The organism is Xanthomonas sp. D-99 (assembly GCF_017746145.1).
Classification (GTDB): domain Bacteria; phylum Pseudomonadota; class Gammaproteobacteria; order Xanthomonadales; family Xanthomonadaceae; genus Xanthomonas; species Xanthomonas cissicola.
In genome coordinates, this window is sequence record NZ_JAGHWU010000023.1 from 1 (window position 1) to 14,133 (window position 14,133).

The 14,133-nt window shown below is 65.8% G+C and carries 16 protein-coding genes and 1 tRNA gene; 4 read left to right on the forward strand and 13 right to left on the reverse strand.

Translation table 11 applies throughout. From position 1 onward, the window contains the following. Positions 1-101: 101 nt before the first annotated feature. The 7 genes from J7360_RS10790 to J7360_RS10820 are packed head-to-tail and all read right to left on the reverse strand — an operon-like array spanning position 102 to position 4,216. On the reverse strand, positions 102-548 hold the full coding sequence (locus J7360_RS10790; RefSeq protein WP_057660326.1) for a molybdenum cofactor biosynthesis protein MoaE: 447 nt from the start codon (positions 546-548) through the stop codon (positions 102-104). Continuing rightward, a complete protein-coding gene (locus tag J7360_RS10795) occupies positions 545-790 on the reverse strand; it encodes a MoaD/ThiS family protein (protein ID WP_016849059.1) in 246 nt (81 codons plus the stop codon). The genes J7360_RS10790 and J7360_RS10795 overlap by 4 nt, the downstream gene beginning before the upstream one ends. Continuing rightward, entirely contained in the window at positions 787-1,284 is a 498-nt protein-coding gene (moaC, locus tag J7360_RS10800; protein WP_057660350.1) for a cyclic pyranopterin monophosphate synthase MoaC, read from the reverse strand. The genes J7360_RS10795 and moaC overlap by 4 nt, the downstream gene beginning before the upstream one ends. A 25-nt stretch (positions 1,285-1,309) precedes the next feature. Then, a complete protein-coding gene (locus tag J7360_RS10805; RefSeq protein WP_007968987.1) occupies positions 1,310-1,690 on the reverse strand; it encodes a nuclear transport factor 2 family protein in 381 nt (126 codons plus the stop codon). Further along, complete coding sequence (moaA, locus tag J7360_RS10810) at positions 1,687-2,718, reverse strand: GTP 3',8-cyclase MoaA (protein ID WP_057660328.1); 1,032 nt, start codon at positions 2,716-2,718, stop codon at positions 1,687-1,689. The genes J7360_RS10805 and moaA overlap by 4 nt, the downstream gene beginning before the upstream one ends. Further along, complete coding sequence (locus tag J7360_RS10815) at positions 2,718-3,467, reverse strand: MBL fold metallo-hydrolase (protein ID WP_007973306.1); 750 nt, start codon at positions 3,465-3,467, stop codon at positions 2,718-2,720. The genes moaA and J7360_RS10815 overlap by 1 nt, the downstream gene beginning before the upstream one ends. Beyond that, entirely contained in the window at positions 3,467-4,216 is a 750-nt protein-coding gene (locus J7360_RS10820; protein ID WP_057660329.1) for a 3-deoxy-D-manno-octulosonic acid kinase, read from the reverse strand. Before J7360_RS10820 ends, J7360_RS10815 begins: the two co-directional genes overlap by 1 nt. A 20-nt stretch (positions 4,217-4,236) precedes the next feature. Between J7360_RS10820 and J7360_RS10825 the strand changes: the two genes are divergently transcribed. After that, positions 4,237-5,286: a glycosyltransferase family 9 protein gene (locus J7360_RS10825; RefSeq protein ID WP_057660331.1), complete on the forward strand. Its 1,050-nt coding sequence runs from the start codon at positions 4,237-4,239 to the stop codon at positions 5,284-5,286. 182 nt (positions 5,287-5,468) lie between these two features. Here the strand turns inward: J7360_RS10825 and J7360_RS10830 are convergent, their stop codons facing one another. Next, a complete protein-coding gene (locus J7360_RS10830) occupies positions 5,469-5,873 on the reverse strand; it encodes a DUF6165 family protein (protein WP_007968982.1) in 405 nt (134 codons plus the stop codon). A 255-nt stretch (positions 5,874-6,128) separates the two neighbouring features. After that, positions 6,129-6,219 (reverse strand) — tRNA-Ser (locus tag J7360_RS10835). A 196-nt stretch (positions 6,220-6,415) separates the two neighbouring features. Here J7360_RS10835 and J7360_RS10840 point away from each other — a divergent pair. After that, positions 6,416-7,120, forward strand: coding sequence for a PP2C family serine/threonine-protein phosphatase (locus J7360_RS10840; RefSeq protein ID WP_007968980.1), 705 nt, complete (start codon positions 6,416-6,418; stop codon positions 7,118-7,120). Positions 7,121-7,417: 297 nt separating this feature from the next. Here the strand turns inward: J7360_RS10840 and dnaQ are convergent, their stop codons facing one another. The 3 genes from dnaQ to J7360_RS10855 are packed head-to-tail and all read right to left on the reverse strand — an operon-like array spanning position 7,418 to position 9,297. After that, entirely contained in the window at positions 7,418-8,152 is a 735-nt protein-coding gene (dnaQ, locus tag J7360_RS10845) for a DNA polymerase III subunit epsilon (RefSeq protein ID WP_057660335.1), read from the reverse strand. A gap of 8 nt (positions 8,153-8,160) precedes the next feature. Beyond that, positions 8,161-8,613 (reverse strand): ribonuclease HI, encoded by a 453-nt coding sequence (rnhA, locus tag J7360_RS10850; RefSeq protein WP_005913875.1) that lies wholly within the window; start codon positions 8,611-8,613, stop codon positions 8,161-8,163. Between the two features lie 27 nt (positions 8,614-8,640). Continuing rightward, positions 8,641-9,297, reverse strand: coding sequence for a hypothetical protein (locus tag J7360_RS10855; RefSeq protein ID WP_007968977.1), 657 nt, complete (start codon positions 9,295-9,297; stop codon positions 8,641-8,643). A gap of 12 nt (positions 9,298-9,309) precedes the next feature. Between J7360_RS10855 and gloB the strand changes: the two genes are divergently transcribed. Then, positions 9,310-10,077: a hydroxyacylglutathione hydrolase gene (gene gloB, locus J7360_RS10860; RefSeq protein WP_022558446.1), complete on the forward strand. Its 768-nt coding sequence runs from the start codon at positions 9,310-9,312 to the stop codon at positions 10,075-10,077. After that, a complete protein-coding gene (locus J7360_RS10865) occupies positions 10,074-11,252 on the forward strand; it encodes a lytic transglycosylase domain-containing protein (protein ID WP_209033842.1) in 1,179 nt (392 codons plus the stop codon). Before gloB ends, J7360_RS10865 begins: the two co-directional genes overlap by 4 nt. Before the next feature lie 616 nt (positions 11,253-11,868). Here the strand turns inward: J7360_RS10865 and J7360_RS10870 are convergent. Then, positions 11,869-13,839: a peptidyl-prolyl cis-trans isomerase gene (locus J7360_RS10870; protein ID WP_209033845.1), complete on the reverse strand. Its 1,971-nt coding sequence runs from the start codon at positions 13,837-13,839 to the stop codon at positions 11,869-11,871. Between the last annotated feature and the right edge of the window lie 294 nt (positions 13,840-14,133).

The following is a 14,133-nucleotide window of genomic DNA, read 5'->3' on the forward strand; positions in this document are numbered from 1 at the left end:
CGCGGAAAGCGCCAGAAATGGCGAAATTCCGAAGTTCCAAAAGCCACTCTTCGGAACGACGCCACCTTCCGCCCTGTCAGGTCTCGTTGTTCAGACCTTCCCTAAGGTTGCGATTCGGGATGCAACCAACCCGCGTCGCCTTCCAGGTAATGCTCGTGCTTCCAGATCGGCACCCGCGCCTTGACCTCATCGATGATGTAGCGACATGCGTCGAATGCGGCGCCACGATGCGCCGCACTGACGCCGACCCACACCGCCATCTCGCCGATACGCAACTCACCCACGCGGTGCACGCAATGCGCGTGCACGATGGCGAATCGCTGCATTGCTTCGTCGACAACACGCTGCCCCTCGGCCTGCGCGAGCGCGGCATAGGCTTCGTAGCGCAAGCCGGCCACGCCGCGGCCTTCGTTGTGATTGCGCACCCAGCCTTCGAAACTGGCAAACGCGCCGGCTTGCGGGTGTTCCCCCCCGGCACGCAGCTGATCGATCGGCAACGGCACCTCGGAAAGCGCAAAGATCGCGGCGACCTGCTCGTTCACAGTCAACCTCCCGACACCGGCGGAATGAACACCACTTCGCTGCCGTCGCGCAGCGCATCCTCCCAGCGCGCGAATGCGCCATCGACAGCCACACGCAGCTGCGCAGGCGTCCAGCGCAGGCCATGCCGTGCATCGAGTTCTGCATACAGGCCGCGCAGATCCTGCGCGCCGGTCTGCACACGCTCGTCGGCAATGCCTGCAGCCTCGCGCAGGCTGGCGAAGTACAGCACCGTCACCATGACCGTCATTGTTCCGCTCCGATGTCGCGCTTGCCGCCGCGCTTGGACACCAATTTGGTCGGGCCGATGCTCATGCTGTGCGACAACGCCTTGCACATGTCATACACCGTCAACGCGGCCACGCTGGCACCGGTCAGCGCTTCCATCTCCACACCGGTGCGATGCACGCAGCGCACCGTGCAACGGATGTCCAGCAGCTGCTCGCCTGCCCAGTCGATCTCGAAACGGCAGGCATCGATCGGTAGCGGATGGCAGAACGGAATCAATTCGTGCGTGCGCTTGACCGCCATGGTGCCGGCGATCACCGCCGTCTCTACGATGCCGCCCTTGGCGCTACGCAAGCCGTTGGCGCGCAATTGTGCGGCCACGGCAGCCGGAAAGCGCACGCGGCTTTCCGCGGTGGCGCTACGGGCGGTAACCGCCTTGTCCGAGACATCCACCATGGCGGGAAGCCCGGCATCGTCCAGATGGGTGAGGCGTGCGGAACGGGATTTTGCAGGCATGGGAAACGACGCGAACGACAGGCCATCAGGATGCGGCATTCTCGGTGAACAAGGTGCCTTGATGGAACAGCAGCTGCCATCCAGCAGCATTCCTGCGCCACAACGAGCTGCGCAAGGCCTGCCGCTCAACACCCTGCCGGCGATCCATCGACCGATAGCGTACCTGCGCCAGATCCGGTGCCAACCGCGCGCATTCGAAGTCATCTGCGCAGTACTCGGCAGCGACACCGGGGACGCGCAAGGCCGCGATTACCTCGCTCCTCGTGTACCGATGGCCCGACGTACCGAACTCGACAAATGCCGGATCGAGCAGCGCTTCCAACACCTGCACATCGGCACGCTGCTGCGGATCGAGCAGACGCAGCTCCAGCGTGCGCAACTGCACCAGCAGCGCGTCCTCGCTCATCCGCCGATCAAGAACATCTCGACCGGCTTGCCGCGCCGTGGCACCGAGGCGCGCACTTCGCTGTAGCGGTCGCCACGCACGCTCCAGCGCTGGCGCAGATGCGTCGCCAGCGCAGGCGCGCCATTGGCCAGGGCCGGCTTGAGGTCATGGCCCTGGCTGGCGAACAGGCAGGTATACAGACGCCCGTCTGCCGAAACGCGCGCACGCTGGCAATCGCCGCAGAACGGCACGCTGACCGAACTGACGAAGCCCACTTCGCCGGCGCCATCCGCGAACGCGTGGCGCTGGGCCACTTCCCCGGTGTAATTGGCGTCCAGCGCCACCAGCGGCCAGCGCGCGTGGATGCGTTCGTGCAATTGCGCTGAGGTCACCACCGCATCCGGGGTCCAGCCATTGCAGCTGCCTACGTCCATGAATTCGATGAAGCGCAGCACGTGCCCGGTGCCGCGGAAGTGCTCCACCAGCGGCAGCACCTGATCTTCGTTGACGCCACGCTGCACCACACAATTGATCTTCAGCCGCTGAAAACCGGCGTGCTCGGCGGCGGCGATGCCGGCCAGCACCTGCGCAATCTCACCGCGATCGCCGCTCATGCGCCTGAACAACGCCGGTTCCAGCGCATCCATGCTGACGGTGATGCGGCGCAACCCGGCCTGCCGCAGCGCGACGGCCTGGCGGGCGAGCAAGGTGCCGTTGGTGGTCAGGGCCAGATCTTCGATGCCCTCGATCGCGGTCAGCCGTGCGATCAGGCTCGGCAGGTCGCGGCGCAGCAGCGGCTCTCCGCCGGTCAGGCGTACCTTGGTCACACCGACCGAGACGAAGGCACGCACCAGGGTTTCCAGCTGATCGAAACTCAACCGCTGCTGTGAATCGAAGCCGTAATCGTCCGGCACGCGATCGGCCGGCATGCAGTACCCGCAGCGGAAATTGCAGGCTTCGATCACCGACAGGCGCAGATCGCGCAACGGGCGGCCGTAGCGGTCCTGCATCGGCGCCATCACGAGATCCGGCTGCAGCAAGGCGCCCATCAGGGCACCGTCGCGGCGGTCGGGTTCGCCAACGCGAGGTATTGACCGGGCACGGCAACGCGGTGGCCACGTGCACGCAGCACATCGCCGTCGGCGTCGCTGGCGTAGTGGTACAGCAGCATGCGGCTCAACAGGTCCTGCGGGTATTCCCGCTCCAAATCGTCCACGCCAGTATGCGACGGGTTGCCGTGAACGCCGCAGTCATGTGCGATGAGCTCGCTGTCGTCCGCATAACGCTTCAGCATTTCCGGAATCGGCCGGGTATCGCCGGTCCAGACCAGCGCGCCCTTCAACCGCAACCCGTAAGCCGTCTCGGGCCAGTGATGGCGTACCGGGAACACTTCCAGCCGCACGCCGTCGTGCCAGAACGCATCGCCGACCGGCACCAGCTGAAACGCATCCCAGAAGTTCGCTCCGCCCTCGGCCAGCACGTTCGGGTAATCGGCGATGCGTCGCTGCAGCAGCGGCACGACCGGCGCCGGCACGTACAGGCGCGTGCGCCCGCGGCGCTCGGAGAAATAACTGTCGACGAACACCCGTTCCAGCCCACCGACATGGTCCAGATGCACGTGGGTGATGAAGATCGCCTGCGGCAGCCGGCCGTAGTGCGCCTGATAGGCGGTCAGCCCCTCGCTGCCGCAATCGATGGTCAGCCAGGGCGCACCGGCGCGCTCGAGCGTGGCCATCGGCGAGCCAAGCGCCACCGCCGACGCATTGCCGACTCCCTGCACCCGCAAGGCCCAGTCCATCAGTAGCCCCGGCCCCAGGCCAGTTCGTAGGCGCGATGCAGGCGCGCATAGTCCTTGTCCACGTCCTCGCGGCTGGGGTTGCCGCGCAGCTTCAACAGCGAGCGATGCAGCCGCTTGAGGTTGCGCTCGCGCCAGCGCGTGGCCGGAATGCGCAGCACGCCGCGGTCGAAGTCGATGAGCCAGCCATGCCCGCCGGCATCGAACAGGATGTTGTGCGCATTGAGATCGGCATGATCCAGGCCGGCGCGATGGAAGCGCGCGATCAGCTGGCCGGTCGCCTCCCACGGCGCGCCGCGTCCGGCCACCTGGGCGTGGTCGGCCAACGAGCGCACGTTTTCCAGCCGCTCCATCAACAGCGCAGCGCGATAACCCAGGCCTTCGCGCAGATAGCAGGCGGCCAACGGGCGCGGTACCGGCAACTTGCGTTTGATCAGTTCGCGCATCAGCCGGAACTCGGCAAAACTGCGCGTGCGCCCCGCGCCTTTCCACAGATAGCGATCGCGGCTCACGCGTGCGGCCATGCCGCCACGCAGATACTGCCGCAACACGCTATGGCCGAACGGCGCATCCACGAACCACGCGCCGCCACGCCCACCTGCGCCCACCGGACGCGCCCTGTCGCCCCACGATTGCGGCGAAAACAGGCTGGCATCGGCTTGCCGCAGCCGTTCGCGGTCGAACAGAATGGCGCCATAACCGCGACCTTCGCGGTACGGCGCCAGCGCTTCGGTGGCATCGAAAGAAACCATCTATCGAGTCTAACAACACCATGGCTGTAACGCCCGCATCGCTGTGTTTGCTGCGCTTGTCCGCCCTGGGCGATGTCACGCACGTGGTGCCACTGGTACGCACGCTGCAGGCAGGGCTTCCTGAAACCCAACTGCATTGGATCATCGACAGGGCCGGGCTCAAATTGCTCGACGGCCTGCCCGGCGTGCAGTTCCATACCTACGACAAACGCAGCGGGGTGGCCGGCATGCGCGCGCTCCGTCGGTCGCTGGCCCCGCTGGGACGTTTCGATGCCTTGCTGCAGATGCAGGTGGCCTTGCGCGCCAATGTGCTGTCAGCCTTCGTACCGGCGCGGCGACGCATCGGCTACGACCGCAGCCGCTCCAAGGACCTGCACGGCCTGTTCGTCAACGAACGCATCGCCGACCGCCCCGGCATCCATGTGCTCGACGCCATCGGCAGCTTTGCCGAGCCGCTGGGCCTGCGCCAGACCCAGGTCCGCTGGGACCTGCCGGTACCCGATGAAGCGCATGCATGGGCACGTGCGCAATGGGACGACGATGGCCGCCCGGTGCTGATGATTTCGCCGTGCTCCAGCCACGCGCGTCGCAACTGGTATCCCGATCGCCATGCCGCGCTGGCCGATCATGCCGCCGCGCAGGGCTGGCGGATCGTGCTGTGCGGCGGCCGCAGCGACCTGGAACGCAGCACTGCCGATGCCATCGTCGCAGCCGCACGCACGCCGGTGCTGGATCTGGTTGGCAAGGACACCCTCAAACAGCTGCCCGCACTGCTTGCGCGCGCGAACCTGGTGGTCACGCCGGATTCCGGGCCGATGCATATCGCCAACGCCATGGGCACGAAGGTGCTCGGCCTGCATGCCGCCAGCAACCCGCGACGGAGCGGCCCGTATTCGGACGTGCGCTATTGCGTGGACCGTTACGACGCCGCTGCGCGCAAATTCCTGCAGAAACCGGCCGACCAGCTGAGCTGGGGAACGAAGATCGAATTCGACGAGGTGATGTCGCTGATCACCGTGGATGACGCGATCGCCGCCTTCGAGCACTATCGCGCCGACCATCGGCGTTAGGGATTTGGCACCGCGATTGAAGGCGCATTGCATTCAAAAATGCTGACTGCCAGACACCGTGCAGATGCCGCCAATCAACGCCGACGTCACAACCGCAGGCACCGCCCAATCGCTTAGTGCCAGTCACCATGACTGGGCGATGGGCCGACCAGGCGGCCAGCGCGATCGGTCAACCGGCGCGCTCAGGCGCCGGTAGCGCGATAGTCCTGATAGGACTTTTCTTCCACATACGAAGAACCCAGCGCCAGGTTGATCTCTTTCTTGATGCGCGCGCGCTCGTCGTTCTCGATATACACGCTGCGCGCCAGCTGCACGAAGGCAGCGTCGAAGCTCTGCGCCTGCTCCTTGAGCCGGATGTCGTCCTCGATCACCCACAGCCGCTCATTGACGGCCTTGAGCTCGGCGCGCAGGCGCACGATGTCATGCCCGGCGGCCGGATGCGCCATCCAGCTGGTTTCCAGCGCAGACAGCTCGTTGCGCACATTGGCCAATTTGGCCGCATCGCGCATGCGCTCGGACTTGATCTGCAGGATCGCGATCTTGTCGAGCAGCTCACCAAACGACACGGGCACCAGGATCTCGGACATGACAGGCCTCCAACGGGGATCGGGCGGATTGTAGTCATCGCCGCGGCCGGCGACTGCCACACATAAACAAAAGCCCCCTTGCGGGGGCTGATGCGAATCTGGCGGCAGAGGGGGATTCACGCGGCACGACGTGCCTTCGCCCTGCGGGCGGCTTCGCCGTGCAGGCAGCTGCGCTGCCTGTCGAACCCGGGGCTCTCACCCCCCAATGCCGCCGGCGAAACTCACGCGGCACTGGCACAACTGCTCGCCTCAATCTGGCGGAGAGGGGGGGATTCGAACCCCCGAGGCGCTATAAACGCCTGCCTGATTTCGAGTCAGGTACATTCAACCGCTCTGCCACCTCTCCAGATGGTCCCCAGTGTCCTGGGGCCGTGCATCATACGGGCACATGGCCCCAGCCACAAGCGGCCCGGGCCGGCGTCGACAGGGGCAGCGCGCGTCCAGGCGTGAACCGGTGCTGCGACACCCGCGCGCGGCGTGTTGCCGCTAACCGGCCGGGCCGCGATGATGGTGGCGCATCTTCTCCTTGGCGACCCGGCCCCATGCTCGAATTCGGACACCTCACCCACGTCGGCCTGCGCCGTGACCTCAACGAGGACACCTATTACGGCGACAGCGAGCTGGGATTGTGGCTGGTCGCCGACGGCATGGGGGGGCATGCCTGCGGAGAAGTGGCCAGCGCATTGGCGCGCGAAACCATCGTGCGAGAAGTCCGTGCCGGGACCCCGCTCGCCCAGGCGGTACGCATCGCCGACGAAGAGATCATCAAGACCTCGCGCCGCTGCAACGACACCCTGCCGATGGGCACCACCGTGGTCGCCGCGCGCGTACTCGGCCAGCGTTTCGAAGTGGCCTGGGTTGGCGACAGCCGCGCCTACCTGTGGCGCGATGGCCGGCTGGCGCAGCTGAGCCAGGACCACAGCTATGTGCAGGAGCTCATCGCCCAAGGCACGCTGACCAGCGAGCAGGCGCGCGCGCACCCGCATCGCAACGTGGTGACCCAGGCACTCGGCGTGACCGACCCGGCCCACCTGAATGTCGCCATCATGCAAGGCGAACTCAAATCCGGCATGCAGCTACTGCTGTGCAGCGACGGCCTGACCGAAGAGGTGGACGATGCCGCCATCGCAGCCACATTGTCGCAGGCCGATTGCAGCGCGCAGGAATGCGTGGAATGCCTGGTCGCCGCCGCACTGGATGGCGGCGGTTCGGACAACATCACCGCGATCCTGGTGCGCAGTCACTGAGCGCTGCGCGCAAGCGGACAGTTGCGCAACAAAGCGCAGCGGCCGCCGGCCATCGTTCAATCCCGATGGGGCCGCTTGGTTTGTGCGACGAAACGTCGCCATCGTTCGTCACGCCTTGCCAGCCACTCTGACGGCAAGCAGAGCCACACCGGCGAACATCGCACGTCACTACATGCCGATGTGTTGTGCGTACACCTGCCATGTGCGCATGCAGCCATCGCCGCAACAGACGACCCAGGTGCGCACATGCACCGCCATTGCCGACCAACGGCGGCGATGCGCCTCGGGTCCGACGCCTTACCCGGCGACGGCAATCTCTTCGACCGGCGGATCCCACAACGCACGCCCCGCTTTCTTGCGCAACTGCGCCAGACGCGCCTCGTGCGCCTGCGATTCGGAAGCGGTCACCGCAACGCGCGGACGCGGCAACAGCAGCGCCGGGTCGAACGCAATCATGCCGCTCGCGGCATCGGTCTGCTGGCCGGCGTCGGCGCTGGCAAACCCGATTTCCTCCTGACCCGAGGTCAGCGCGATATACACATCGGCCAGGATCTGCGCATCGAGCAAGGCGCCGTGCAACTGGCGATGCGAGTTGTCCACGCCCAGACGCTTGCACAGGGCATCCAAGGAATTGCGCTGCCCCGGATAGCGCTCGCGCGCCATCATCAAGGTATCCACCACCGTGGCGCGCTCGACAATGCGCCCGTAGTGATCGCCCAGCAGCGCCAGTTCGTTGTCCAGAAAACCCAGGTCGAACGCGGCGTTGTGGATGATCAGTTCCGCGCCGTCGATATAGGCGAGAAACTCGTCCACCACCTCGCCGAATAGCGGTTTATCGGCCAGAAATTCCAGGGTCAGCCCGGTCACCTCCTGCGCGCCCGGCTCGAAGTCGCGGTCGGGCTTCAGGTAGCGATGGAAATTGTTGCCGCTCGGGCGCCGCTCCAGCAGCTCCACCGCGCCGATTTCGACGACGCGGTTGCCCTTGCGCCATTCCAGGCCGGTGGTTTCGGTATCGAGAATGATCTGACGCATGTGTCCTCTTACGATGTCGCAAGACCACCGCGCTGGGCGATGGCCTGATTGCGGGCGAGCACGTCGACGCGCTCGTTGTCCGGGTCGCCATTGTGGCCTTTCACCCAGCGCCAATCGATGCGGTGGCGCTGCGTGGCCGCGTGCAGCCGCTCCCACAACTCGCGATTTTTGACCGGATCGCCCCCGGCGGTTTTCCAGTTGCGTCGCACCCACCCCGGCATCCATTCGGTGATGCCCTGGCGCACGTACTGCGAATCGGTATGCAACACGATCTGGCACGGCTCGGTCAGCGTTTCCAGGGCCATGATCGCCGCCATCAATTCCATGCGGTTGTTCGTCGACACCGCCTCACCGCCAGCCAGCTCCTTTTCGCGGCCGTTGTAACGCAACAAGGCCGCCCAACCGCCCGGGCCGGGGTTGCCGAGGCAAGAGCCATCGGTATGCACTTCAATGGATTTCATCAGGTTCCAGAGTTGAACGTAAACAGGTCAGATCGTGGCCACCGGTTGTGGCCAGCGAGCAGGCAGGGCGATCGGCGTCGGCCCGATCGCCGCGGCAGCGCGCTTTTCAACCTCCAGCAGATACACCGCACGCCAGGGCGCCCGGCCGGGGTCGGTGGACTCGCCGCCGGGGCGCCAGATCGGCCCCAGATAGCGCTCCGCCTGCACGCTGTGCAGCCCGGCACGCTGCGCCAGTAGGCGCCAGCGATCCGGGCGCAACGCGACCGGCCCGCGCCGCGCCCAGCGGAAGCGGTAGGGGCTCATTGGATTGAGCGTAAACAGCCACAGGCGGCCGCCGGGCATCAGCAAACGCTCGCATTCGGCCAGAAAGTCCGCTGCCCCGCCAACCACCGCATGCTGCGCCACGATCGCCTGCAGGCTCTCGGTCGGCAGCGGAAACGGCAGCGCGCAGCGCGCGTCGCCAGCAAAGCGGCCGGCACTGCGATGCAGCCGCAAACCGCGCCCTTGAAGCAACTCGCGCGCAGGCATGTCGGCGGTCGGCGTCAGCCACAACCACGGCTGCGACGGCCGTGTCTGCAGCGCCTCCAACGCCAGACGACGCTCCAGCTGAAGCAGGCTGCGCCCTGCGCCGGTTTCAAACCAGGATGAGACGCCAGCTTGACGGGAGAATGGCGGGGCAGGCATGGTCCCAATTCTATGCGACTGATCGCCCTGCCCGCATTCGACGACAACTACATCTGGGCGCTGATCGCTGCAGATGGCCGCGCCATCATTGTCGACCCCGGTCAGGCCGAGCCTGTCCTGGCTGCCGCGCAGCGCCAGGGCCTGGTGCCGAGCGCCGTCCTGCTGACCCACCACCACGGCGACCATATCGGCGGCGTTGCCGAGCTCCAGCAGCGCTGGCCGGACCTGGAGCTGTTCGGCCCGGCCGACGAACGCATCCCGGCTAACGCGCATCAAGTGGGCCATGGCGAGCGCTTGCGCCTGCTCGATGTCGAGTTCCAGGTGCTCGAGGTGCCCGGCCACACCCGCAGCCATATCGCCTTCGTCGCTGCCGGCCACCTGTTCAGCGGTGATACCCTGTTCAGCCTAGGCTGTGGGCGGATGTTCGAAGGTACCGCTCCCCAGATGTTCGACTCGTTGCAGCGCCTGGCCTCCCTGCCTGGCGAAACGCTTGTGTGTTGCGGCCACGAATACACGTTGGCCAACGCGGCCTTCGCGCTGCATGTCGATCCCACCAACGCTGCCTTGCAGCGCCGTCAACAGGAAGCCCAGGCCATGCGTCATGCAGCCCGTCCTACCCTGCCGATTTCGCTCAAGAGTGAACTGGCCACCAATCCGTTCTTACGTACCAGCCGCCCCGAGATCCGCGCTGCAGTGGCACCACGCGCAGCCGGCGCACTTTCCTCTGAAGTGGATGTTTTCGCCGAACTTCGGCGCTGGAAAGACGAATTTCGCGCATGAGGCGCCTGGTTTTGGCAGTGCTGGCCGCCTGTTCGGCCATTGCACCGGCAGCCGCATCGCCCAACGACGCAAGCTCCGCCTCCGCAGGTGGCCAGGCCGCGCAGGCCAGCGTGCTAAGCCTCCGCAACGGGCGCGAGATTTTTTCGGCCTTCCTCGACGGACGCGCCGACCCGGGCTGCGACAGCGCCCATAGCGATGCCCGCTGGGAACAGCATTTTTCGCGCGCACCGGCACGTCTGGCAGACGATGCGCAGGATGTCCTGCCGCTATTCGGCTACGTCGTCGATGAACTGCGCAAGGCCGACATGCCGACCGAATTTGCGCTGATTCCGTTCGTCGAAAGTGGCTACCGCCCCGGGGCCCGCAACGGCAGCGGCCCCGCAGGCTTGTGGCAGTTCATCGCAACCACCGCACGCAACCACCATGTGCCGGTCGGCGCACAGTACGACGGACGCCTGTCGGCAGTGGACTCCACCACTGCGGCGGTACGCTACCTCAAAACCCTTTACGGCATGTTCGGCGGAGACTGGCGCCTGGCCCTGATGGCCTACAACGCCGGCGAGTACCGCGTGCTGCAGGCAATGCGCAGCGCTGGGATGAACGCGCAAAACGCGCGCCCATCGGAATTGCCTGGCATGTCCAAGGTCACCTACGACTACGTGGAAAAGCTGCACGCGCTTGCCTGCGTGCTCGATCACGCGCAGCAGCAGGGCAACCTGCTGACCTCGCTGGATCGCCAGGTGCCCGTCCTTACCGAACATGCGTTACCGGCAGGCACCAGCCTCAACACCTGGGCTGGACAGCGGGCGATCGAGCCGCAATTGCTCGCGCGCCTGAATCCCGCCCTCGCTGGCGCACGCGCCGCGCCGCGCGGTGTGCACGTGCTCGCGCCGCTTGCGCCGCCGCAGCCCGGTGCAAATAGCGCCATGGTCGCATCTGCCGAGGTGGGAACTGGCGCCGCCAGCAGCACTGCCGCGCCGACCGCCGTTGCCACTGCGGCCAGCAAAGCGTCGACCTCGCCAGCACGCACCCACACCGTGCGCAATGGCGAATCGGCCTGGGCGATCGCACGCCGCTATGGCATCACCGTCACGACGCTGCTCGCCACCAACGGCCTGGACAAAAGCGCCATTCTGAAGCCTGGCATGGTGCTGTCGTTCGACGACTCGCCCTGAGCGATGCGCCGCGAGGTGCGGCGCACCTTGGACGCCGTCGTACGCGCAGGCAGGCGGCCGCCAGCATGATCGCGTCGATCCTGAACTTCGCTCACCAACCAGCCGTCTTGGTCAGGCCGCTTCGGTCACGAGAGATGGGGGTCGAGAGTTACCAGGTTGCAAACGTGCAGTTAGCACCTGCTGCGCGTCGCGCCGGGGAGCCTGCTTGGCGCTCCACATGCGAGCCGAGCTCCGGCAAAAATCGAAGCTTGCACACCTCTACACGATGCGCGCCATGATGAGCGACGCTCCTTGCTGAGTCAATCACGCCCAGCCATTCAACTGACCCGACCACCGGAGTTCAGCGCGACACCTCGCAGTCTTTCAGGAACGCTACCCGCGCGCCGTCGCACAGTCGAGCGTCAGCGGCGACGACCGCCAGATCGTCAGGCGACTAGCCGACAACCCCGCGACTTGCGCCCAGGAATCGCAGCTCCCGTCACGCCGGCAAATCGATACGCGCCGCACGGCAGCCTGAGTGCGAATGCCCGCCAGCCGGACTGCGTCTTCCACCACGAACGCCCAAAGAAAAAGCCCGGTTGCCCGGGCTTTTCTCTCACCAATCGATGATCCAGCCTTACAGCTGGGCTTCTTCGATCTGGATCTTGTAGCACTTGCGCATTTCCTTGACGTAAGCCTGCGCAGCGTTGTTTCCGTCGATCTGGCTCAACTGCTCGCGCAGCATCGTCTGCTGCTCGGCCGGCATCTGCTTCAGATCGCCCGGCGTCGCCTTGCTGATGACAAAGACAGCAAAGCGTCCGCCATCCAGCTCCACCTTGCCAACCGACGGCTTGCCTTCGGTCGGTCGCGGCGCACTGAAGATCGCACGGTTCGCAGCCGGGGTCGGGATCGGCGCCGTCCGCGGCAGCCCCGGAATCGGCTGCACCTGCAGCTTCTCGCTGTCGGCCAGCGCCTGTAGCGTTTCGCCTTTCTGCACGCGTGCCAGCAAGGCATCGGCAGCAGCGGCGGCGGCCTTCTCGGCACGGTCCGCGCGGATTGCCGCCGTCACCTTGTCGCGCACCTTGTCCAACGGCAACGCCTGTTCGGCAGTGTGGTTGGTCACACGCAGCACCACGCTATGGTTCGGCGCGATGGTGATGGGGTCGCTCACCGTGCCGTCCTGCACCAGCGTTTCGGAGAACGCCGCGCGCAGCACAGCCGGGTTGGCGGCAACACCGCTGGCATCACTGCGCGAGAACGGGCCCAGCGTCTGCACCGGCAGGCCGACTTGCTTGGCCGCCGGCTCCAGTGCGGTGGGGTTTTTGTAAACCTGGTCCACCAACTTGCCGCTGACATCGGCAAAGGCCTTGTCTGCGTCGGCCTTGAGCTGCTCGGCAGCCAGCTGGTCGCGTACCTGCTCGAACGACTTGCCCTGGCCACCCTTGACCTCACGCAGCTGGATCACGTGGTAGCCGAATTCGCTCTTGATCGGGCCCACCACCTCGCCAGCCTTCATCGAGAACAGTGCGTCCTCGAACGGCTTGACCATCGTGCCCTTCTCGACCCAGCCCAGGTCGCCGCCGGCATCCTTGGAACCGGGATCTTGCGAATTCGCCTTCGCCAGTGCAGCAAAGTCGGTACCCGTCTGCTTGGCCTCGGCGGCAAGCTTGGCAGCCTTTGCCTCGGCAGCCTTCTGTGCGGCTGCATCGGGACCGGCACTGATCAGGATGTGCGACGCAAGACGCTGCTCCGGCTCGACGAAGCGCGCCTTCTCGTCTTCATAGCGCTTGCGCAGCGTGGCCTCGTCGGCCGCAGTGGCTGGCAGCATCGTGGCGGCGTTGAGCTCCACGTATTCGATCGTCACGGTTTCCGGCTGGCGGAAATCCTGCGTGTGCCCGTCGTACCACTGCTTGATCTGCGCATCGCTCACCGGCGCAGCATCTGCGGCCGGCGGCGGCAGCATCGCCAGCTCCACATCGCGCGTTTCACCCATCAGCTTGAGCAGGCGCTTGAACTCGGACGTGGTGGCAAAGCCGGATTCCGCCACCGCCTGCGGGATCACCGACTGCTGCAGGCTGTCGCGCACCAACGCATCGAACTGCGCTGGCGTGCGCGGCGGCGTGCCCTGCGCGAGTGCGGCGCGGTACTGATCGGGACTGAACTTGCCATCGACCTGGAATGCGGGAATGTTGGCAATGTAATCGCGCACGGTCGCATCGCCGATGACGATTCCGGCGTCTTCCGCACCCAGTCGCACAACCTGTTCGTCGACCAGTTGGTCGAGCACCTGCAGCTTGTTTTCGCGGGATTCGAAGGTGCGCGGATCAAATTTCTCGCCCTGACGCTGACGCTCCTGCATACGCGCCTGCTCGAAACGCGCGCGGAAATCCTGCGTGCTGATTTCATGGTGTTGCCACAGCAAGGAGACCGGCCACCACGACGGTGCCGATTTCCACCAGGTCGGCGGCGCCTGCACCTTGGCCACGTTGTTGGCGCCAATGCCGCCGAGGTAGCTGTTGTCGATGACGAACAGGAACGGAATCATCAGCAACCCCAGGATGGCGGTAGCGATCCAGCCTGACGTCTTGTCGCGAAGTTTCTGCAGCATTGGCAAATCACGGCCTGTGGGCGAGCCGCGCAGTGTAACGCGCTTGGCGCCAGGCACCCAGCCCAATGCCCGTGACGACGGCGTCGTGGCGCATCAATCGGCCCCAGGGTGAACAGCTCCAGCCGGAGCCAGATACCGAAGCGCCTTCAAACGCAGCAGAACGCGCCGCTGCAGGATGCGCGGTAGTACGCCGCACCGCCATGCCAGAATGGACCCACGTCCATTACCGACAGTCAAAAAAAAGCCCCCGGCACAAGGCCGAGGGCTTCGTATAACTGGCGGAGCGGACGGGAC